Source organism: Bradyrhizobium sp. SZCCHNRI2009, assembly GCF_032485115.1.
Lineage (GTDB): Bacteria > Pseudomonadota > Alphaproteobacteria > Rhizobiales > Xanthobacteraceae > Bradyrhizobium.
Genome location: NZ_JAUEUH010000001.1, coordinates 22,516 through 41,643, shown reverse-complemented (window position 1 = coordinate 41,643; position 19,128 = coordinate 22,516). Strand labels below are relative to the sequence as shown.

Genomic DNA, 19,128 nt, shown 5'->3' with positions numbered 1-19,128 from the left:
CCGCACCGGTCTGGCTCGTCCTCACTCGCCCTTGCTCACTTGGCAAGCGCCAGCCAGCGTTCGCTGGCCGACAGCGCCGTCGGCCACAGCGCCTCCGTCGGCTGCCCGCGATGCAGTGCCTTGCCGACCTCGCAGATCGACATGAAGGCCGCGGAGCGCGCCTCCTCCACCTCGAGCGGCTGCTCCGCGCTCGGGCTGCGGACGAGGCCCATCAGGCCGTTCAACGTCTGCAGTGCCGCTTCCGGCGGGCTCGCCTCCGCCGCCCTCAGCGCAGCCACGATCTGCTGCGCCTTTTCCGATTCGGTCATCACGTCAGTCATCGTCTTATCGCTTGCCCGTGCCTCATGGGAGAACGCTAGCAGCCGGACGAAGGTCGGGCAATGCTGGGGCGGACGACACTCCGATGCCGAACACGCAGTGCCGACGTGCGATTTTCCGCCGGTCCCGGCTCGGCCATCTTGCGAGGCTGCTTCGCCAGCGTCTCAGCCAGCGTTGCATTGGCCTCGTGGTCGGCAAACTTGTTCTTCAGATGGCGCGATCATTGGCGATCACGACGCCTGGACGAGGCTGAGGCATCGTGGTCGCTCTGGCCCATGTCATTTCGCCAATGATTTCGCCATGTCGAGGTGCTTCTGCAGCACCGGCACGGTCTGCTGGGCGAAGTCCGACAGCGGTGAGTTTGCCGCGGCCTGCTTCTGATACTTCTTGATATCCTCCTGGTGATCGCGAACCATCGCCTGCGCGAACGCCTGGTCGAACCGACCGCCGGACATGCCTTCCAACCGGCTGTAGATGGCCTTCTGCTTCTTGCTCGGCTCGGACGGCACCTTCATCCCGTTCTGGCTCGCAAGCTGCTGCGCCTTCTGCAGATGCTCGCTATGGTCCTGCTGCAAGGCCTGCCCGAACTGCTTGACCTGATCGCTCTGCCCCTTCTGCTGCGCCAGCTTGCCCATGTTCACCTCGGACATGTCGCCCTCGATCGCCTCGGTCATGAAATGCTGATCCTTGGCGGGCGGCTGACCTTTCGGAGCGGCGACCGCGCCGCCGGCCACCAACACGGTCACGGCAGAGGCGGCCATGGCAATTCGGATCGCTTTCGTCTGATGGTTGTGGATCATCCTGCTCATCGTTGATCTCCGAGGGGTTGGCTCTTGATCGTCCCGACGGCAAGAGCCTCGCCCGACGATCGTTCCTAAGCCCCGCGTGGCTGCCCTGCAGAATGCTTCCGCGCGCAACTACGCGGCGGGTTCCAAATGCTGCGGCACGCCCCCGCAGCACGACATCGATGGCTTCTCGGTATCGGACCCGCGCCAGACAGCGCTCAGTGAGTGCGTGCATCTCCTCCGAGCGCCCGAGCCAGCACGCGTCGAAGCAGGCCGGCCTGCGCCGCGCTCCCGCGCCACGCCACGATCTGATCGGGACGGATCAACGCGAGGTCGGCCTCGTAGAGATCGCGCAGGGCCCGCGGCAAGGTGACGATCTCGACATCGGCACGCAGCGGCCCCATGGCCTCACGGAGTTGATCCTCATCGAGGCCGCTGCCCTCACACCGCAGCAGCGTCCATTCGAAGCCGAAGCGGTCGTACAGCGAGATACCTTGCTCCAGCCAGGCGTGCGGCGCGCGGCCGCCGGGACAGGCGCTCGGCACGTAGGCGTTGGCCGCATCCGGCGGCGGCCGGGTGCCATCGGGGACGATGATCGGTGAGCCATCATAGCGGCCGCCGAAGGTGACGCCGGGGATGTTGAACTCGGCGCGCGCATGCTGATCGAGATAGGCGCTGGCGATGCGCCGTGCCTCGTCGCCGGCCGCGGTCGCGTCCTCGATCTCGGGCGCCGCGGCAAACAGGCCGAGCGAATCCGCAAAGCCGCGCGCGTAGTCGGTGTTGCGCAGCGCCACCGGACGGCGCTCGGCCTCATAGCTGTCGAGCAGCGAGACGGGGCTCGTTCCCTTGACGACGCTCGCGAGCTTCCAGCCCAGATTGACCGCGTCCTCGATCGCGGTGTTGTAGCCGAGTCCGCCGGTCGGCGTGAACAGATGCGCCGCATCGCCGCCAAGGAAGACCCGGCCGCGCTGCAGGCGCTCGGCGACCAGCGCATGACCCGCGGTCCAGGTGAGGTGCGAAAGCACCTCGCAGGGAATGGGCGCACCGCAGGCGCGCTGGAACGCTGTCCTTGCATCATCGGCAGTGATCGCGCTTTCGTCCTCGCCGGGCCGCAGCTGGGTGTGGAAGGCAAACTCGTCGCGTCCGTTCACTGCGGCCATGAAGGCGCGGCGGTCTCGATTGAAGCAGACATACATCCAGGCCCGCGCATGCGGGACACTGGCGTAGAACTCCGGCGAGCGGAGATAGACCGCGAGCATGCGGCCGCCCATGAAATCGCGCCGTATTCCCGTCGTTCCGCCGTAGGAGATCCCGAGCGATTGTCGCACCGGGGAGCGCGGACCGTCGGCGCCGATCAGGAATTCAGCCGCGACCTCGCAGCGCGCGCCGTCGCTGACACGCTCGACGTCGGCGGCAATGCCGCCGTCATCCGCGACGTAGCCGATCAACCGATGTCCGTAGCGCAACTGAATGCCCGCAAGCTGCGCCGCGTGCCTACGCAGGATCGCCTCGACGAATTTCTGCGACACCCGGTGCGGCAGCTCTGCTGCGCTCCACGAGCCGGACAGACCCTTCACCAGTTCCGTCGCGCGTGCTGCGGACGGCAATTGAAAACGTGTCAGCTCATGCGCCGTGTAGCGCGTGAAATAGGCGACGTCGGTCGGGTAATCCGCGGGCAGGCCGGCGCGCCGGACCTCGTCGGCGAAGCCGAGCCGGCGGAAATGCTCCATCGTCCGCGCCTGCGTCGCGTTGGCCTGCGGGTTGAAGGCCGTTCCCGGCTTCTCGTCGACCAGGATTGCGGACACGCCGCGGCGGCCAAGCTCGTTGGCCAGCATCAGCCCGCACGGACCGCCGCCCACGATCAGCACCGAGGCGCTCAGACGTTCGATCACGGCGCTTCTCCTCGCAACGGAGGAAGGCTACCGCGCCCGGCAAAATAGTCAAGCAACCTGACTATCTGGTGTCGTCGAGCGTATCGAAGCGGGCGCCGTAGGCCGACAGCCCTCGCAGAATCGCGTCCATCACGGCCTTGCCGAGCTCCTTGCGCATCTCGGCTTCGGCCACGTCGACGGCGTCGCCGAACGCCTCCAGCCATTTCAGTCCGGCCGCCGTGAAGCGGACCAGGCGCGCGCGCCGGTCGCTCGGATCGGCCTCGCGCGACACCAGACCCAGCTCGACGCATTGATCGACCAGCTCGCCCATCGCCTGCTTGCTCATCGAGGCCCGCCGCGCGAGCTCGGTCAGCCGGGTGCCCTCGACATCGAGATTGCGGGTGAGGCTGACATGGGCGATCCGCGTCCCGCCATGACCGCTCTCGGCCATCAATTGGAGGACCCGGGATTCGAACCGGCGCACCGCATTGTTGAGCAGCCGGCCGACATTGGCGTGCCGCCATGCTGTTCCGGTTCGTCGCGCAAGCGGCGCCTCGCGTGGAGATCGCGCTGTCATGTGGAAAACACCTCGTCGAATCCGGCTACGCTGGGCCAGGGTAGCAAGCGCACGCTCGTTTCACCCGATTCGTGGCGATTCGTTGCGGCGTTTCGGTAAGAGCAGCTCCAACTTTTCCGATGATCTCGGCTTGAGGGCATACGCTCGCGAAGCCACCCTGAGAACAAAGGCGTTCAAGATGGCCGGCCTGGCTGTCTGCTTCTGAAATCGATCGATGCTTCGTCATTACCTGATCAGCGCACCAGCCGCCTGCCTGAGGCCTCGCAGAAGGCCAGCCCGAAGCGGATGCCCTGAACCGCGCCGCGACGATCGAGGCCAACGGTCCGCAGAGTCCATGCCGTCGTGACATGCAAATGCACGTCGTCGTGCTTCGGAGCGAAGCGCCCGATCGAGCAGCGCGGCTTCGATCGCCGACGGCGTCCCCTTACGTTAGTCCGGCTGACGCAGGCGGCCCGCATGGCGCGTTCATGCATTGCCGCGCAGTGCGTCTTCCGCCGCAAGCAGTTCGTCGAAGAGATCCCATGCACTCGACGCTTCGGCTTCTGACATCTTCCGGATGGCGTAACCGACATGAACCACGACGTGATCGCCGGGATCGATCGTTTCATGCTGAAGCAAAAACAGACTCACCATGCGCTCGATGCCTTTGGCCTCGCATCGCGCCATGACTCCGTCACACTCCACGACCCGCATCGGGATGCCAAGGCACATGTCGGTTCCACGCAATTACTTGGGTGCTAAATCATAGCCCGCTCGATGAACTCGATTTGACGTGGATCAAGATAAGAGCATCATATTCGCTGCATAGAATATGAGGCGCCTGATCTCGCAGGAGTTCTCCTATGCGGACGCATGTCGCGGCGACCCACACGCTGGTGCTCGGAATCGGCAATATCCTGCTGAGCGATGACGGCATTGGCGTGCACGTCATTCGGGCCCTCGATGCACTGGAATGCACGGGCGAGATACCGCATCGTGTTGCTCTGCGGGATGGCGGGACGCTCGGGCTGTCCCTGTTTTCGGAGATCGAAGATTTCGGCTCGCTCATCGCCGTGGACGCCGTGGAACTGGGCGCGAAGCCCGGCACCGTAAGGATCTTTCAAGGTCCGGAGATGGACCGGCAGCTGACGGGAAAGAAGCGGACGGCTCATGAGGTCGCGCTTGCCGACCTGATGTCGGCGGCGCGGCTGACCGGCTGCGAGCCGGCGCGTCGGGCGCTCGTCGCGGTTCAACCCGAATCCACGCAATGGGGCCTGTCGCTGACGCCCGCGGTTGGCGCGGCCATTCCCACCGCATGTCAGCAGATCAAAGCGCTACTCAGCAGGTGGCACCATGACAGTTGAAGCGGATGCCGCAGCGGGGTTCCGCACCGGGATGATCGACAGCCTGCTCCGCGAGATCGCCCATCACCTCGATGTGCTTGCCAATACCGGCGCTTGCGCGGCGATCGATCTGTGCAGCCTGCCTCTCACGGTTGCGGACCGCAGCGAATTGGAGGAGCGGTTGGGCCACGGTGACCTGGAGGCCGTTTTGACCGCAGCCGGCATCAGCGAAATCTGGGAGACGCGCTATGCCGGCGTGTGGTGGGTTCGCCACCTGGGCGCCGGGGACAAGCTCGCCGCCGAACGCATCGAAATCACGGCGTCCCCGGAGGTCCTGACAGGCCATGCGGCCGACATCGCTGCGGCCAGCAACAAACTGTCTGAAGATCTGATCGACCGCGTCTCTTCAGAGGATGCCGAAGATGCATGAAACCGAGACAATCGGCGAGCTCTTGACGCGCCGGGGCGTCTCCCGCCGCGCCCTGCTGAAATATACGACCTATCTTGCCAGCCTTCTGGCGTTGCCCCCGATGGCCGCGAAGGGCATGGCGGAGGCGTTGGCAAATACGCGGCGCCAATCCGTGATCTGGCTCTCATTTCAGGAATGCACGGGCTGTACGGAATCGCTGACGCGTTCTTTCGGTCCGACCATCGAGGACATGATCTTCAATCTCATCTCGCTCGACTATCACGAAACGCTGATGGCGGTGTCGGGTGCTGCCGCGGAAGCGGCCCGCCTCGCTGCCATGAAGGAGAACAAGGGCAAATATGTCGTCGTGGTCGACGGCTCAGTCTCGACGAGAGATGGCGGGGTCTACTCCACCAACGCCGGCAAGACCAACCTCGAGGTGCTGAAGGAGACGGCCGCAGATGCAGCCGCGGTGATCTCAGTCGGGACCTGCGCGGCCTTTGGCGGCATCCCGCACGCAAATCCCAACCCCACCGGCGCAGTTGCCGTCAGCGACATCATCACCGACAAACCGGTGATCAATGTCTCCGGTTGCCCGCCCATTCCGGAAGCCATCGCTGGCACGGTTGCGTATTTCGTGACTTTCAACAAGCTTCCCGAGCTCGACGACAAGGGCAGGCCGAAAGCGTTTTTCGGCGATACGATTCATGACCGCTGCTATCGCCGACCGTTCTACGACAAGGGGCAGTTCGCCAAGCAGTTCGACGACGAGGGAGCACGCAAGGGCTGGTGCCTCTATGAAGTCGGTTGCAAGGGGCCCGTGACTTACAATGCGTGCGCGACCGTGAAATGGAATGGTGGCGTCTCCTTCCCGATCCAGTCCGGGCACGGCTGTCTGGGGTGTTCCGAACCGAATTTCTGGGATCGCGGCAGCTTCTACCAGCCGCTTTCCTCAAACACGTTGAATGATCCGGAGATCATCGGCGGCGCCGCGGCTGCGGGCGCGGCGGTCGGGATCGCCAGCGCCTGGCTGGCGCGCCGGCGCAAACAACGAGCGGAGAGGGAGACCCTGCCATGAGCCTACTGGATTTCGTGCGCGGGCCCGCGATCGAGATTGCAATCGCGATATTCGTGGGCGGCGTGGTGTGGCGGCTCGCGTCACTGTTGCTCCTGCCCTGGACCAACGACAGATCGGCGAAGCGAGCCGGTGCACCGCACGCCGTGGTTGGCGCGTTCCGGGGCTTCGTGCGTCACCTATGGCCCGCGAACACCTATCTGCGCGCGTCGCTGTTCAGCACGGTGAACGGCTATGTCTTTCACGTCGGCCTTGCCATCGTCGTGTTCGGACTGGCGCAGCACATTCTATTCCTGCGCGGATTGTTCGGCTTTTCATGGCCGAATTTGCCCACCGGCGTGATCTCGGCCGCGTCGGTGCTCACGCTGGCGTCGCTGCTGGCTGCGCTGGCGCGGCGGATGACGAATCCGGTCTTGAGACTGCTTTCGACGATTGACGACTACTTCAGCTGGCTGGTGACGTTCCTTCCGGTCGTGACAGGGCTGATCGCGGTGAGCCACCTATGGGCGCCGTATGAAACGCTCCTGTCCGTGCACATCCTGACCGTGTGCCTGTTCCTGATCTGGTTCCCGTTCGGCAAGCTCATGCATGCCTTCCTCGTCTTCCTGACCAGAAGCGAGACCGGGATCTTCTACAGCCGCCGGGGAGTTGAGATATGAACCAGCGCATCGTGGTCGATCCCATCACGCGCATCGAAGGGCACCTGCGGATCGAGGCGGAAACAGATCCCCAGGGCGCCATCACCGGTGCGTACAGTTCCGGCACGATGGTGCGCGGCATCGAGCTGATCCTCAAAGGACGCGATCCGCGCGAGGCCTGGGCTTTCGCGCAGCGCATATGCGGCGTGTGCACGCTGGTCCACGGCATCGCCAGCGTCCGTGCCGTGGAGAATGCGCTGGGATACGCCATTCCGCCGAACGCGCAACTCATCCGCAACCTGATGATTGCCGCACAATATGTGCACGACCATGTCATGCACTTCTATCATCTGCACGCGCTCGACTGGGTCGACGTGGTGTCGGCGTTGAAGGCCGATCCGGCGGCGACGTCGCAACTGGCGCAATCGATCTCGAGCTTTCCGAAGTCGAGCCCGGGCTATTTCGCAGATACGCAGAAGAGACTGAAAGCCTTCGTCGAAGGCGGCCAGCTCGGCATCTTTGCAGGCGGATTCTGGGGACATCCCGGATTCAAGCTGCCGGCCGAAGCAAACCTGATGGCGGTCGCGCACTATTTGGAAGCGCTCGCCTGGCAGCGCGAGGTGGTGCAGCTCCATACCGTCTTCGGCGGCAAGAATCCGCATCCGAATTTCCTGGTCGGCGGCGCCCCGTCGGCGATCAGCCTGAACACCGGCGGCACCGCCATCGGCATCGACGGTCTGCAGACGGTGAAGACCGTGATCGGCCGAATGAAGGATTTTGTCGAGCAGGTCTATCTGCCGGACACGCTGGCCATCGCATCCTTCTACAAGGACTGGTTCGCGCGCGGCGAAGGCGTGGGCAACTTTCTGACCTACGGCGACTTTCCCGAAAAGGGCATGGACGACCCGGCCAGCTGGCTGATCCCGGCGGGCGCCATCCTCAATCGCGACCTGACCACGATCCATCCCGTCGACATGAACAATTCGGAGGAAATCCAGGAGTTCGTCTCCCATTCCTGGTACGACTATGCAACCGGCAAGGACAAAGGCCTGCATCCCTACGAGGGCGAGACCAATCTGCATTACACCGGTCCCAAGCCTCCCTTCGAGCAGCTCGATGTCGGTGCGAGCTATTCCTGGCTGAAGGCGCCTCGCTGGAAGAGCCATGTCATGGAGGTCGGCCCGCTCGCGCGCGTGCTGATGCTCCATGCCAAAGGTCACGAGCCGACGCGCGAACTGGCCGGTTACGCGCTGGGCAAGCTCGAGCTGCCGCTGACGGCGATGTTCTCGACCATGGGACGCACTGCGGCGCGCGCCCTGGAAAGCAAGATCGTCGTCGACCAGATGTCGACCTGGTACGACCGTCTTCTTTCCAACATCCGCGCGGGTGATCTGAACGTCCACAATTCGAACAAGTGGGATCCCTCAACCTGGCCCGCCGAAGCCAAGGGTGTCGGCTTCATGGAAGCGCCGCGTGGGGCGCTGGCGCATTGGGTGGTGATCAAGAACAAGCGTATCGATAATTATCAGGCCGTGGTGCCCTCGACCTGGAACGCGGGACCGCGCGATTCCAAGGGCCAGCCCGGACCTTACGAAGCGGCATTGATGGATCGCCACACCCTCCACGATCCTCGGCAGCCGCTCGAGATCCAGCGCACGATACACAGCTTCGATCCGTGCATTGCGTGCGCGGTGCATGTGATCGATCCGGAAGGCGAAGAGCTGATACAATTGCGGGTGAGGTAAGGCGATGGGCGGCGAAATCGACGTCGAAGCAGCCAGCAGAGCGTTCCTGGCGCGAACCGAGGGACATCTGGTCAGCTATCTCGAGGCCTGCGTCCATTGCGGGAACTGTGCCGAAGCCTGCCACTTCTATCAGGCCTCCGGAGATCCGCGGCACACGCCCGCCTACAAGCTGTTTCCGATTGCCAAGGCCTATCGCCGGCAGAAATTCCCGCTCTCGCTCTTCGCCCCCCGCGTCACGGAAGAGGACCTCAGGGAATGGGAGGAACTGCTGTTCGATACCTGCACCATGTGCGGTCGCTGCACCACGATCTGTCCGATGGGGATCGACATCGCTTCCATCGTGGGCGGCGCACGGCAGGCCTTCGTCAAGGCGGGACTTGGACCGAAAGACCTTCTGCAGGCCGCCGACAATTCGCGCGATCATGGAAGCCCGCTGGGCGTGACGGCCGAAAAGCTGCGCGATCGTATCGAATGGCTCGAAGATGAGCACGACGTGCCCATCGCGCTCGACAAGGACAAGGCCGACATTCTGCTGACGCTCTCGTCCGTCGAGACGATGAAATACCCCGATTCCGTGGTGGCCATGGCCAAGCTGCTCAACCACGCGGGCGTTGACTGGACGCTGAGCACGAAGGGCTATGAAGCCACGAATTTTGGCTATCTGGCCGGCAAGGCGGACGTCGCCAGGATCATGGTTCAGCGGATCACCGAGGCCGCCGAGGCGGTGGGAGCCAAGACGGTGGTGATTCCGGAGTGCGGCCACGCGTTCGGTGCGCTGCGCTGGTCGGGCGCCAACATTCTCGGCCGCCCCCTGCCCTTCGCAGTCGTGCACATTTCGGAATTCATGGCGCAACTCAAGCGGGACGGCAGGCTGAGGCTGAAGCCGATCGAGGAGTCGATCACCTATCACGATCCCTGTCAGATCTCCCGTCGTGGCGGCGCGACCGAAGATGCGCGATTCCTCCTGCAGGATTTCGCGAAGGACTTCCGCGAGATGACCCCGACCGGAAATCTCAACTGGTGCTGCGGTGGCGGGGGCGGCGTGCAGGCGATCGCGCGCGCTGCCGATCTTCGCCACAAGGTATTCAAGATCAAAATGGATCAGGTCGAGAAGACCGGTGCAAAGACGATGGTCTCGGCATGCTCGAACTGCCGGCTGACCATGGACGAGAGCAAGGCCCACTGGAAATGGGAAGGCGGGCTCGCGAGCCTGGTGGAGATCATTGCGGACCACCTGATCGAGGACGCCCCAGCGAAGACGCAAGGGTGACGTTTCACAGTCGTACGCCTTGCAGCGTGGGCAAACGGCGGCGAAACGCCGGCGGCGGAGCGTGCAGACTGCACCGGTCCCCTCCGTTGGTTGCGGTTCCGCTCTCGGTCAAACCGAAAGGCACTCCGGCGTAGCAGAGATTGCGTAGCGTCAGGACGTTCGCCTGATCAGGAACTCGAACTGCTTGCCTTCCGACTTGGATTCCAAGAGATCATTTCCGGTCGTGCGACAAAACGCCTCGAAGTCCTTCACAGCGCCGGGATCGGTGGCGAGCACTTGAAGCGTGCCACCGATCGGCACGTCCTTGAGTGCCTTCTTCGCGCGCAAGATCGGCAGCGGGCAGTTCAGTCCCTTGGCATCGAGAACCTGGTCAGCCATCCTGTCTCTCCGTAATTTCTGGTGCTGGCTTCGTGATACATTCAAATGAACAGGTTGATGTCGCTCTTGGTCGCCGTCTCGATGTAGGTCGCAGCGCCGCCGAGCACCGGCCCCTCGATCATGTCGTCCTTGGTGTACTCGAATAGATCCATGGTCATCTGGCAGGCGATCATCTTGACTTCGGCTTCGATGGCCATCGTGCGCAACTCCTCTATCGATGCGACCCCCTTTTTCTTGATCAGGTTCTTCATCATTGTCGTCGCCGCCGCGTCGACGCCGGGGATGGCCGATACGAGATTCGGCATGCCGATGTGCATTCCAAACATCGGCATCTCCATGGCCGGATTGCCGAGCGTCGAAATCTTCAGGTCGAGATTCTTCTTGAGCAGCGTCAAGCCGTAGAAGGTGAAGAACATGGTCACTTCGAGGCCCATGGCCGCCGCTGTCGTGGCCAGGATAAAGGGCGGATAGGCCCAATCCAGCGTGCCCTTGGTGACAATCATCGACATGCGCTTGGTATTGTTATCATCGGCCATTGCATCTCTCCGTTCGGTCTCTCGCAGGCGCAACCGCGCGCATTACTGGATTCCTGCTTTCCAACGCACGACCATCAGCACGAGGACTGCGAGGAACAACGTCTCGGCGACGATCAGCGCGATCGCCCGGCCGCCGACATCGGCCATCGCCTTGAGCGACGTCTTCATCCCGAGCGCTGCGATCGCCGTCACCAGGCACCACCTTGAAACGTCCTTGATGAGGGCAAGCAGGAATGCGGGAATGACGCCGGCGCTGTTGAGCATCACCAGAACGGCGAACACCACCAGGAACCCCGGCAATTGTCGCCCGGCCTTACCGACGTGATGGGCGCGGAACACGTAGGACAGCATCACCACGACAGGCAGCAGCATGGCAACCCGGAGCAGCTTGGTGAAGGTCGCGACGTTTCCGGTCTCCTCCGACACGCTGAAGCCGGCGCCAACCACTTGCGCAACGTCGTGAATGGTGCCGCCAAGAAACATGCCGACTGCAGCGTGATCGAGATGGAATCCTGCGATCACCAGCGGATAGACGATCATCGCGATCGTGCTGAGCGCGGTCACGCCGATCACGGTAAAGACCGTGTCGCGTTCGTGCTGCTCCCCCTTGGGCAACACCGACGAGATCGCGAGCGCCGCCGACGCTCCGCAAATCGCCACAGCCCCGGAGGTGAGGATTCCGAACCGCCGGCTCAAACCCATGGCACGGGAGGCCAGCGCGCCGAACAGGATGGTCAGGATCACCGCGCCGACGACCGTGATCACGGGCGTCGGACCGAGCTTCATGATCTCGGCAATCGTGATCTGCGCCCCGAGCAGGCCGACGGCGACGCGCAGGATGCGCTTCGAGGCGAGCTCGATGCCGGCAACGCAGCGCCCCTCCTGCGACAGGAAATAGAAGGCCATCCCAAGCAGCAAGGCGAACAGCATGACCGGCCCGCCATAGTGCTCGGACAGGAAGGTTGCCGCGATCGCGATGATCAGACTGGCCAGGACACCCGGGAAATAGGTCGGCAGCGACATGAAGGCCGCGAGGCCGCGACTTATCATCGATGTCCTGATTGCGACGGTCTCAGTCACGGCCTATCCACTTCCTTACGCGCAGCCGGCGAAATTCTCGGCAGCCATCTTCGCTTCATAAGGGGCGGCGGCCGCCGTGCCCGGCACGAGGCCCGCCTTGGCAGCAGCCCAATCCTTCGGGCGCACCTTGACCATCCATCCCTCGCCATATGGGTCGGTGTTGGCGAGCTTGGGCGCTGCGCTCATTGCATCGTTGACCTCGACGATTTCTGCATTGAAGGCGACCTTTGCCGGGCCGACCCACTTGCCGGATTCGATCGTGGCGCAAGACTTGCCCGCATCGACCGACCGGCCGGCCTTCTTTGGTGTGAAGGCGACAAGCTGACCGGCCATGGCCGCGGCCACAGCGGTCATCCCGAGCGTCACGGTGCCGTCGGCGTTCTCGCGATACCAGATGTTGTTGTCGACGTCATAGAGGAGGTCGTCGGGAAGGTTGCAGCCGCGGACGATGGGCATCGTCTTCTCCTTGTCTCAAACAGTTTCGTTGGTCTGCATCGATGCATCGAGTTGACGTAGCGTCCGGGACGCGCAGCAGAATTCGCCGAGCCCGGCCACCTCCAGCTTGCCGCCGATGAACAGCATGAGGTGCCGCGCGACCATGGCGCCCAGCCGCAGCCGCCGGGCGACCTCCGCGTGGCCTGGCTCGAGGCGCACGAGATTATAATGATAGACGAGCTCGCGGCATGTCTCGCGGCAGGCGTTGAAGCTTGCATCGCCGCGCGCACCCTGCCGATGCAGCGCCAGCAGGCGAAACGTCTCGACCTTGCGATCGGTCGGAATCTCGCCGTGCGCAGCGAGCCATGTTTCGAGAATCGTTTCGCCGAGTTGCAGCAACTCCTCGGCAAGCGGCGCGGCGTCCGCCGCGAGTGCAGCATCGGACGCGGCCAACATGCCGTCGAGCCGCATCGCGACGTTGTCGAGGCTCGTGATACCGATATCCGCCATCAGCCGAGCCCCCGCGCACGCAACAGACCCGTCGAATCCGAGAAATTCTCCTGCACGCCGACCTTGCGCGCCGACAGCCCGAGCGCCATGCCGAGGAGCTGGGTGAAGTACAGGATCTTGACGCTCGTCTTGCGGCCGAAGACCTTTTCGGCGCGCACCTGATGCATTTCGAGCCCGGTGTGGCAGGTCGGGCATTCGGTGGCGATCACGTCCGCGCCGCAGGCCTCGGCCGTCGTGAGCAGGTTGAGAACGAGCTTGGTCGAGGTGTCACTGTCGGACAGCGTGTGAGCGCCGCCACAGCACGCCGTCTTGAGGGGGTACTCGACATTTTCGGCCCCCGCCGCGGCCAGCAGGTCGTCCATGAAATGGGGCTTGGAGGTCGATTCCGAGCCGGGCCCCTTGTCCTTTTCCGGAAAGATGTGACGCGGCCGCGTGTACATGCAGCCGTAGTAGTTGGCGACCTTCAGGCCCTTGAGCGAGTTCTTCACGCGTGCCTTGAGGCCTTGTTCGCCGACCGATTCCTTGATCCAGTCGAGCGCGTGAATGGTCGTGACCTTGCCCGCTTCGTAGGTCGCGTGGCCGGCCTTGCGCGACAGTCGGTCCGTCACCTCGCGCGACGCGGGATCCTTGGCGAGGTCGTATTCGGCCTTCTTGAGATTGTGATAGCAGCCATTGCACGGCGCCATCACGGTATCGAACCCCATCGCATCGGCGATCGAGAGGTTGCGGGCCGACAGATAGGTCTGCAGCTTGGGATCGATGTTCTTGACCTCCATGGCCCCGCAGCAGTTCCAGTTCTTGAGCTCGACCAGGTCGAGGCCGAGTGCCTTGCCGACCTCCTTGGTCGAGCGGTTGTAGGCGTGCCCGGTGCCTTCGAGCGCGCAGCCCGGATAGTAGGCGACCTGCTTGTGTTTGTCGCTCATCACTCAGCTCCCTGAACGTCCAGCCGAAGCGCCTTGCGGGCAGCTGCTTCGCACTCACGGACATACTCGTCGATCGCGAGGCTGGCGCCCCGCCATCCGCGCGTGCGGGGACGGATCACGCTGGCAAGTCCCAACTTCACCAGGAGGCCGACCGGCAATCGGCTGGCGAGACTGCGTATCAGTTCGACAAGCCAGCCCTGCGACAGGGACTGCCCGGTCCGCGCGAAGAACCGGCGCAGCACGCGGCCTTCCTCGATCTTGCCGGTGGCGAAGACCTGCTCGGAGAAGACCTCATCGAACGCGGTGGACGGCTTCTTCTCCGTATAGCCCTTCAGCTCCAGCCAATGTGCCGTGGCCTTCATCACGCCTTCCGGACTGACGTCGCGCGGACAGGCATAGGTGCATTTGTTGCAGGAGACGCACTGCCAGATGATGTCCTTGTCACGCAGCAGCTCGCTTTCGAAGCCCATGCGGATCAGGTAGATCCAATAGCGCGGGTTGAAGTCGGGATTCACGGCGTTGATCGTGCAGGCATTGGTGCATGAGCCGCATTGCCAGCAGCGGTGGATGAACTCGCCCCCCGGGAGCGCCGCGATCTCCTCCTGCATCTGCTCGTTGTAGTCGGTGATGGCGCGCGAGGTGATGAACGTGCTCCAGTGCCCGGAGACATCGACGCCATCGATTTCCAGGTGTTCATGCGTGACGAGGTTCTCGGGCCGGATCAGCGATTTTTCGTGAATCGGCATGGATGTTCCCTCATTCGCTCAGCAGGCGGGGCTGCCCGAGCACATAGGCCCTGCCATCGATCAGCTTCAGGCGGGTGCGCCCCGACTCGGTATCGACCGCATCGAGTCCCAGGAGACGCCGAGTATGTGCCATCGCGTCTGCCTTGAAGCCGCCGCAGAAGTCCGCGTGCAGGAACTGGCCGCCCTTGTCGTTGATATAATTTGCATAGGTGTGGGCACAGAGCAGATCGACGTAGAAGGCCAGATCGCGGAAGACACCGTTCGCCTGCAGGAAACCTTCGAGCTCCTCGCGTAGCATCGTGAAAGTGGCGAGGCCGTCGCCGACGGCGATCGTACCGGCCTCGGCATCCTCGTCGTACCATATCTCGCGCAACACGCCGGTATTGACCCTGGCGTCCCACATCCAGCGCGTCATCAGCGGATAGCGGTCGGGCGCGGTGAAATGAAGGACCTCGGCGGCAAGATCGCGCGACCAGCGGTGCTCGCGATCGGCTGGAAAGCTCGTGACGAACGCGGCGACGCGCTGGTCGGTGGTGCCGAGATCGGACCATCCGCGCAGCAGGGCCTCGAGCCTGCTGCGCATCGCCACAAATCCGTTGCGGCCGAGCCACGCACCCACACGCCGGCGCACCGGCGTGATGAACGTGGCGAGGTCGCAGAATTCGGCCTCCGTCAGCTCGCTGACCCGCCCCTTGCCCAGCACCTCCTCGAACAGCGAGGCCTTGAGCGCGAGCGCTCCGACATAACGCTCGACGCCGCCGGTGTCGTCGGCGGATTCCACGAGGTTCTCGAACGCCCGCCGCAGCCTGGGGCCGGACAGATCAAGCACCGGCCGCATCGGCTCGGCCCCCGCCTTGCCTCTATGGCTGGTGATCGGCCACATCACTCGGCCGCTTCCATCATGGCGCCGCGGACCAGGGTCAGCGCGGCCATCGCTGCCGACTGGCCCTGTGCGATGGAATCGTCGATGGTCTCGGGCCCGGTCGCCGCGCCGGCGACGAAGACGCCGGGCCGCGAGGTCGCCGATGTGTTGGAATAGACCGATGCCTTCTGGATATGGCCGTGCTTCTGCAGTTTGACGTCGAACACCGCCGACAACGTCATGTTGTCGACATTGGGATCCATGCCGATGGCGTGCACCACCATGTCGAACGGAATCGAGATCGGCCGCTTCACCAGCGTGTCCTCGCCCTTCACGATCAGCCGCCTGCCGTCCGATGTCACTTCGGCGATCCGCGCCTTGATGTATTTGACCCGATGCTTCTCCTGGCTTTCCCAGTAGTAGAGATCTTCGTAGAGGCCGAAGGTGCGGATATCCATGTAGTAGATATACACGTTGCACCGTGGCACCGCCTCGCGGATCTCCATGGCAATGTTGGCGGAGACCGTGCAGCAGATCTTCGAACACCACTCGCGACCGATCTGGCGGTCGCGCGAGCCGACGCATAGCAGGATCGCGACCCGTTCCGGCTCGCGTCCGTCGGACGGACAGCGCACGCCCGTGCCGGAGGAGAGCATCTGCTCGACCTGGGTCGTCGTGACCACATCAGGGTAGGTACCGAAACCCCATTCCGGCTTGTTGACGGAATCGAAATGCGTGAAGCCGGTGCACAGGATCGCCGCCCCCGCCTCCAGCACCGTGCCATCCGACAGCGTCACGCGAAAGTCGCCTGGGCTGCCCGAGAAGGCCTTCACCGTGACGCGCCTTCGGATCTCGATACGGCTGTCGGTTTCGACCCGGCGCACCATGCCACCGATGGCGTCCTTGGCCCATTCGCCGGACGGCACCAGCTTGGCATAGCCCGACTGGATCGGCGCGCCGCCGAGCTGCTCCGCCTTCTCGACGAGAACGACGCGCTGGCCGGCCGCGGCCAGCGCATGTGCGGCGGAAAGCCCCGACGGCCCACCGCCAACGATGAGAACGGGACGGGTCATGATGCGGCTCCTGACAAGGTCGCCGTCGGCTTGACATAGCCTGGGCCCGACGTAATCGCGCGTTTGGGGTCGTAGAGCGTCTCGATGCGGCCGGCCTTCACTTCATCGAGGTAGGCCTCGAATTCGGCTTTGGCTTTCTGCCAGTCGATGCCGAGCTTCTCGAGCAGCCCCTCGAACGGCGAGGCGTGCCAATGAAGCTGCGCGAGCTTGTATGGATGCGCACCGAGGGCGAGCGCCGCGAACTGGCAATCGGCCATGACTGGCAGCGCGTAGACCTTGTCGACGGCTTTGCCGATCCACTGGTTCTTGTCGAGCGTGGTGATGCAACCCGTGTCGTGGCCGATCATGACGTCCGCCCGCGCCTCCTCGACCGCGACCCTGATCTTGCGGTCGATGGCGAAGGAGCGGGTGAATTCACGCTCGCCAATGATATGACGAAAACCGAAGCCGCAGCAGTCGTACCAGGTGGAGTAGTCGATCACCTGTGCACCCAGCGCCTGCATCAGGCCGGTCGATACCGCGACGCGATTGCCGTCCATGACGGTGTCGTCATAGATCACGTCTTCCGGAACCATCTTGTAGACGTGACAAGCCGGATGAACGGTGGCGCGAAGGCTGCTCACGTCTATGACCTGCCGCTCCCGGATGCGGTGACGCATGACGTGCAGCCACTCGGAATAGTGCACGATCTCTTCGGGGATCAGCAGCTTGCCGTCGACCAGGCGGCCCAGCTTGCCGAGAATCTTCTTCACCTGCTCGCGCAGTTCAGCCGAATGCATCAAGAAGATGCGCATCTCCTTGTAATTGCCGAACGACGTGCCGCAGTGGACCAGCGGGAAGTAGGTTCCGACCGGCAGCCCCTGCGCCTTGGCCGACATGTATGCCTGGTGGAAGTTGCGCAGGAAGACGGCGGCCAGACTGACGACATTGCCGACCCCGGAGCCGTGATAATTCCAGGCGGTGCAAGAGGTTTGATCGGTCTCGTCGAGATAGCGCACGCCGAGCTGGTTCATCAGCCACATCACGCTCGACGGATAGCCGGGGATATTGCCGCACTGTCCGCAGGACTTGTGCTGCCAGAGGTTGGTGGTGGGAATGCGCTTGTCCCAGCCGTACAGCGTGCGCGCCACCACCGGCTCGTGGCGCTCGTCGATCCGATGGACGACGATTTCGCCGTCCTTCTCCAGCTCCCACATCGCGTCGCGGATGTCGTGGACACGGTCCTTGTTGGTCAGCATCGAGCGACGGTCGATCCGGGTTTCCACCCAGGCCGTCGCTGTCTGCGCCTCGCCCGGCGTCAGATTGGAAGGGCGCCACTCCGCGCCAAAGCCGGCGTAGGCCGACTGACTGTCACTGCGCTTTTCGTCCATCGTTTCCTCCGTCGTCCACCGCAGCGATTGATCTCGCCGTCTGTTGTGGTCATCTCAGCGGCCTATTCTTTCTGCTGCTCTTCAAGCCACTCGTTGTACTCCTCGCGCTTCTCATCCATCACGTCACTGACGACATCGAACAGATTCTCGTCGATCGTCTCGAGCTGATCGAGCACGCCGGTCGCCTCCCAAATAGTGTAGAGTTCGACGGACGTCTTCAGGTTGACCTCCCAGGCCGTGTCCATGGTGTGCATGGTCGGGACCGGAATGGCCTTGCGCAGGATATTGAGCGGGGCGTCGACCTTGGCGACGTTCGGGCCCCAGTCGGGAAACGCATCGCGCGTGATCATGTTCGGCGCGAGCTGGTTTCCCGTGGAAATGACCTTCAGAAGCACCCGCGAGAACGGCCGCAGCACATCCTTCGCCGACTGCATGCCGTGCTTGATCGCGACCTCGCGCATGATCATGACGAGCCCGCCCGGCGAATTTTCGAACGGACAGCGGGCCGCACAGGTGTAGCACTGCGCGCAGGACCAGATCTTCTCCTGCATCGCGTCGTAGATGCCTTCGAGATTTTCGGTCCACAGCAGCTGGACGATCTCGCGGGGTGAATAATCGTAGTAGTGCGCCGAGGGACATGTCGCGGTGCAGATGCCGCAATTGAGACAGCCATGCAGCTCATGATCGTAGAGGACGTGCGAGCGAATGTCGTCGAACACCTCTTCCAGCTTCTCGTAGGGAACGACCGGCGCTTCGGAGACCGGATCGCCGATAGAGGTCAGCTCCATTGAAGCTCCGCTCGTCATCTGGCGGCTCTCCTCAGTAGGTCAGCACCTTGGCATTATCGTTTTCCATCACCTCCTCGATGACCTTTGCACCCCCGACGATGCCTTCGCATTCAGGGATCAGATCCTGCTCGGTCATGTCGAACAGATCGAGGTTCGGAGAGCAGCAATAGAACTTCACTCCAGCTCCGTGCGCGTCCTTGATGAAGTCATAGACGGTCTTCGGAGATCCCGGCTTGACCACGAGTTTCTCGGCGACGCCCTTTTTCATGAGCTGCCCCGCCGTCGCGGTACAGACGACATCGACCTCGTAGTCCATCGCCGCGGCAACGGTGGCCTGGAAGAACGGCGCGCCGAGTTCCTCGCCGTTGCGGGGATCGGTATTGACCATGATGATGATGAGCTTTTTCGCCATTCTTA

General features: G+C 63.3%; 23 protein-coding genes and 2 pseudogenes. 7 read left to right on the top strand and 18 right to left on the bottom strand.

The genetic code is table 11. The features are described from left to right. Nucleotides 1–35: 35 nt before the first annotated feature. The 6 genes and pseudogenes from QX041_RS00230 to QX041_RS00205 all read right to left on the bottom strand — a co-directional run bounded on the left by QX041_RS00230 (nucleotide 36) and on the right by QX041_RS00205 (nucleotide 4,262). Nucleotides 36–308: a hypothetical protein gene (locus QX041_RS00230; RefSeq protein ID WP_315715796.1), complete on the bottom strand. Its 273-nt coding sequence runs from the start codon at nucleotides 306–308 to the stop codon at nucleotides 36–38. Nucleotides 309–596: 288 nt separating this feature from the next. Beyond that, complete coding sequence (locus tag QX041_RS00225) at nucleotides 597–1,127, bottom strand: DUF4142 domain-containing protein (RefSeq protein WP_409998660.1); 531 nt, start codon at nucleotides 1,125–1,127, stop codon at nucleotides 597–599. A gap of 194 nt (nucleotides 1,128–1,321) precedes the next feature. Next, nucleotides 1,322–2,995: an FAD-dependent oxidoreductase gene (locus QX041_RS00220; RefSeq protein WP_316164221.1), complete on the bottom strand. Its 1,674-nt coding sequence runs from the start codon at nucleotides 2,993–2,995 to the stop codon at nucleotides 1,322–1,324. Between the two features lie 61 nt (nucleotides 2,996–3,056). Then, nucleotides 3,057–3,551, bottom strand: a complete 495-nt coding sequence (locus QX041_RS00215; RefSeq protein WP_316164220.1) for a MarR family winged helix-turn-helix transcriptional regulator — start codon at nucleotides 3,549–3,551, stop codon at nucleotides 3,057–3,059. 236 nt (nucleotides 3,552–3,787) lie between these two features. After that, nucleotides 3,788–3,853 (bottom strand): annotated as a pseudogene (locus QX041_RS00210) (adenosine-specific kinase); the annotation flags it as partial. A 163-nt stretch (nucleotides 3,854–4,016) separates the two neighbouring features. Then, nucleotides 4,017–4,262 (bottom strand): HypC/HybG/HupF family hydrogenase formation chaperone, encoded by a 246-nt coding sequence (locus tag QX041_RS00205; protein ID WP_315715469.1) that lies wholly within the window; start codon nucleotides 4,260–4,262, stop codon nucleotides 4,017–4,019. A 131-nt stretch (nucleotides 4,263–4,393) separates the two neighbouring features. On the opposite strand from QX041_RS00205, the gene QX041_RS00200 reads away from it, so the two are divergent. The 7 genes and pseudogenes from QX041_RS00200 (at nucleotide 4,394) to QX041_RS00175 (ending at nucleotide 10,010) form a co-directional block, all read left to right on the top strand. After that, nucleotides 4,394–4,894: a HyaD/HybD family hydrogenase maturation endopeptidase gene (locus tag QX041_RS00200; protein WP_316164219.1), complete on the top strand. Its 501-nt coding sequence runs from the start codon at nucleotides 4,394–4,396 to the stop codon at nucleotides 4,892–4,894. Beyond that, complete coding sequence (locus QX041_RS00195; RefSeq protein WP_316164218.1) at nucleotides 4,884–5,303, top strand: hydrogenase expression/formation C-terminal domain-containing protein; 420 nt, start codon at nucleotides 4,884–4,886, stop codon at nucleotides 5,301–5,303. Before QX041_RS00200 ends, QX041_RS00195 begins: the two co-directional genes overlap by 11 nt. Beyond that, nucleotides 5,287–6,360 carry a hydrogenase small subunit gene (locus tag QX041_RS00190; protein WP_316164217.1) on the top strand — a complete coding sequence of 358 codons (1,074 nt, stop codon included), beginning with the start codon at nucleotides 5,287–5,289 and terminating at the stop codon, nucleotides 6,358–6,360. Before QX041_RS00195 ends, QX041_RS00190 begins: the two co-directional genes overlap by 17 nt. A gap of 14 nt (nucleotides 6,361–6,374) precedes the next feature. Beyond that, nucleotides 6,375–7,016: a hypothetical protein gene (locus tag QX041_RS00185; RefSeq protein ID WP_316164216.1), complete on the top strand. Its 642-nt coding sequence runs from the start codon at nucleotides 6,375–6,377 to the stop codon at nucleotides 7,014–7,016. Further along, a complete protein-coding gene (locus QX041_RS00180) occupies nucleotides 7,013–8,740 on the top strand; it encodes a nickel-dependent hydrogenase large subunit (RefSeq protein WP_316164215.1) in 1,728 nt (575 codons plus the stop codon). Before QX041_RS00185 ends, QX041_RS00180 begins: the two co-directional genes overlap by 4 nt. A gap of 4 nt (nucleotides 8,741–8,744) precedes the next feature. Further along, nucleotides 8,745–9,056: pseudogene (locus QX041_RS34345) on the top strand (4Fe-4S dicluster domain-containing protein); the annotation flags it as partial. Further along, nucleotides 9,057–10,010 carry a (Fe-S)-binding protein gene (locus tag QX041_RS00175; RefSeq protein ID WP_316164214.1) on the top strand — a complete coding sequence of 318 codons (954 nt, stop codon included), beginning with the start codon at nucleotides 9,057–9,059 and terminating at the stop codon, nucleotides 10,008–10,010. Nucleotides 10,011–10,160: 150 nt separating this feature from the next. Here QX041_RS00175 and QX041_RS00170 read toward each other — a convergent pair whose 3' ends face one another. The 12 genes from QX041_RS00170 to QX041_RS00115 all read right to left on the bottom strand — a co-directional run bounded on the left by QX041_RS00170 (nucleotide 10,161) and on the right by QX041_RS00115 (nucleotide 19,123). Beyond that, nucleotides 10,161–10,388, bottom strand: coding sequence for a sulfurtransferase TusA family protein (locus QX041_RS00170; protein ID WP_315715462.1), 228 nt, complete (start codon nucleotides 10,386–10,388; stop codon nucleotides 10,161–10,163). Nucleotides 10,389–10,429: 41 nt separating this feature from the next. Continuing rightward, nucleotides 10,430–10,957, bottom strand: a complete 528-nt coding sequence (dsrE2, locus tag QX041_RS00165; RefSeq protein ID WP_315828043.1) for a sulfur carrier protein DsrE2 — start codon at nucleotides 10,955–10,957, stop codon at nucleotides 10,430–10,432. A gap of 9 nt (nucleotides 10,958–10,966) precedes the next feature. Further along, nucleotides 10,967–11,974, bottom strand: a complete 1,008-nt coding sequence (locus QX041_RS00160) for a YeiH family protein (RefSeq protein WP_316164816.1) — start codon at nucleotides 11,972–11,974, stop codon at nucleotides 10,967–10,969. 45 nt (nucleotides 11,975–12,019) lie between these two features. Further along, nucleotides 12,020–12,460: a glycine cleavage system protein H gene (locus QX041_RS00155; RefSeq protein WP_316164213.1), complete on the bottom strand. Its 441-nt coding sequence runs from the start codon at nucleotides 12,458–12,460 to the stop codon at nucleotides 12,020–12,022. A 15-nt stretch (nucleotides 12,461–12,475) separates the two neighbouring features. After that, nucleotides 12,476–12,910: a hypothetical protein gene (locus QX041_RS00150; RefSeq protein WP_316164212.1), complete on the bottom strand. Its 435-nt coding sequence runs from the start codon at nucleotides 12,908–12,910 to the stop codon at nucleotides 12,476–12,478. Nucleotides 12,911–12,948: 38 nt separating this feature from the next. Beyond that, nucleotides 12,949–13,872, bottom strand: coding sequence for a CoB--CoM heterodisulfide reductase iron-sulfur subunit B family protein (locus QX041_RS00145; protein ID WP_316164211.1), 924 nt, complete (start codon nucleotides 13,870–13,872; stop codon nucleotides 12,949–12,951). Continuing rightward, the gene (locus QX041_RS00140) at nucleotides 13,872–14,618 is read right to left on the bottom strand and encodes a 4Fe-4S dicluster domain-containing protein (RefSeq protein WP_315752118.1); all 747 of its coding nucleotides are present in this window, start codon (nucleotides 14,616–14,618) and stop codon (nucleotides 13,872–13,874) included. Before QX041_RS00140 ends, QX041_RS00145 begins: the two co-directional genes overlap by 1 nt. A 10-nt stretch (nucleotides 14,619–14,628) precedes the next feature. Continuing rightward, the gene (locus tag QX041_RS00135) at nucleotides 14,629–15,504 is read right to left on the bottom strand and encodes a hypothetical protein (protein WP_315828039.1); all 876 of its coding nucleotides are present in this window, start codon (nucleotides 15,502–15,504) and stop codon (nucleotides 14,629–14,631) included. Then, the gene (locus QX041_RS00130) at nucleotides 15,501–16,553 is read right to left on the bottom strand and encodes an FAD-dependent oxidoreductase (RefSeq protein ID WP_316164210.1); all 1,053 of its coding nucleotides are present in this window, start codon (nucleotides 16,551–16,553) and stop codon (nucleotides 15,501–15,503) included. The genes QX041_RS00135 and QX041_RS00130 overlap by 4 nt, the downstream gene beginning before the upstream one ends. Next, nucleotides 16,550–17,923: a heterodisulfide reductase-related iron-sulfur binding cluster gene (locus QX041_RS00125; RefSeq protein WP_316164209.1), complete on the bottom strand. Its 1,374-nt coding sequence runs from the start codon at nucleotides 17,921–17,923 to the stop codon at nucleotides 16,550–16,552. The genes QX041_RS00130 and QX041_RS00125 overlap by 4 nt, the downstream gene beginning before the upstream one ends. Nucleotides 17,924–17,985: 62 nt before the next feature. Beyond that, on the bottom strand, nucleotides 17,986–18,711 hold the full coding sequence (locus QX041_RS00120) for a 4Fe-4S dicluster domain-containing protein (RefSeq protein WP_316164208.1): 726 nt from the start codon (nucleotides 18,709–18,711) through the stop codon (nucleotides 17,986–17,988). Nucleotides 18,712–18,742: 31 nt separating this feature from the next. After that, complete coding sequence (locus tag QX041_RS00115) at nucleotides 18,743–19,123, bottom strand: DsrE/DsrF/DrsH-like family protein (protein ID WP_315802231.1); 381 nt, start codon at nucleotides 19,121–19,123, stop codon at nucleotides 18,743–18,745. Between the last annotated feature and the right edge of the window lie 5 nt (nucleotides 19,124–19,128).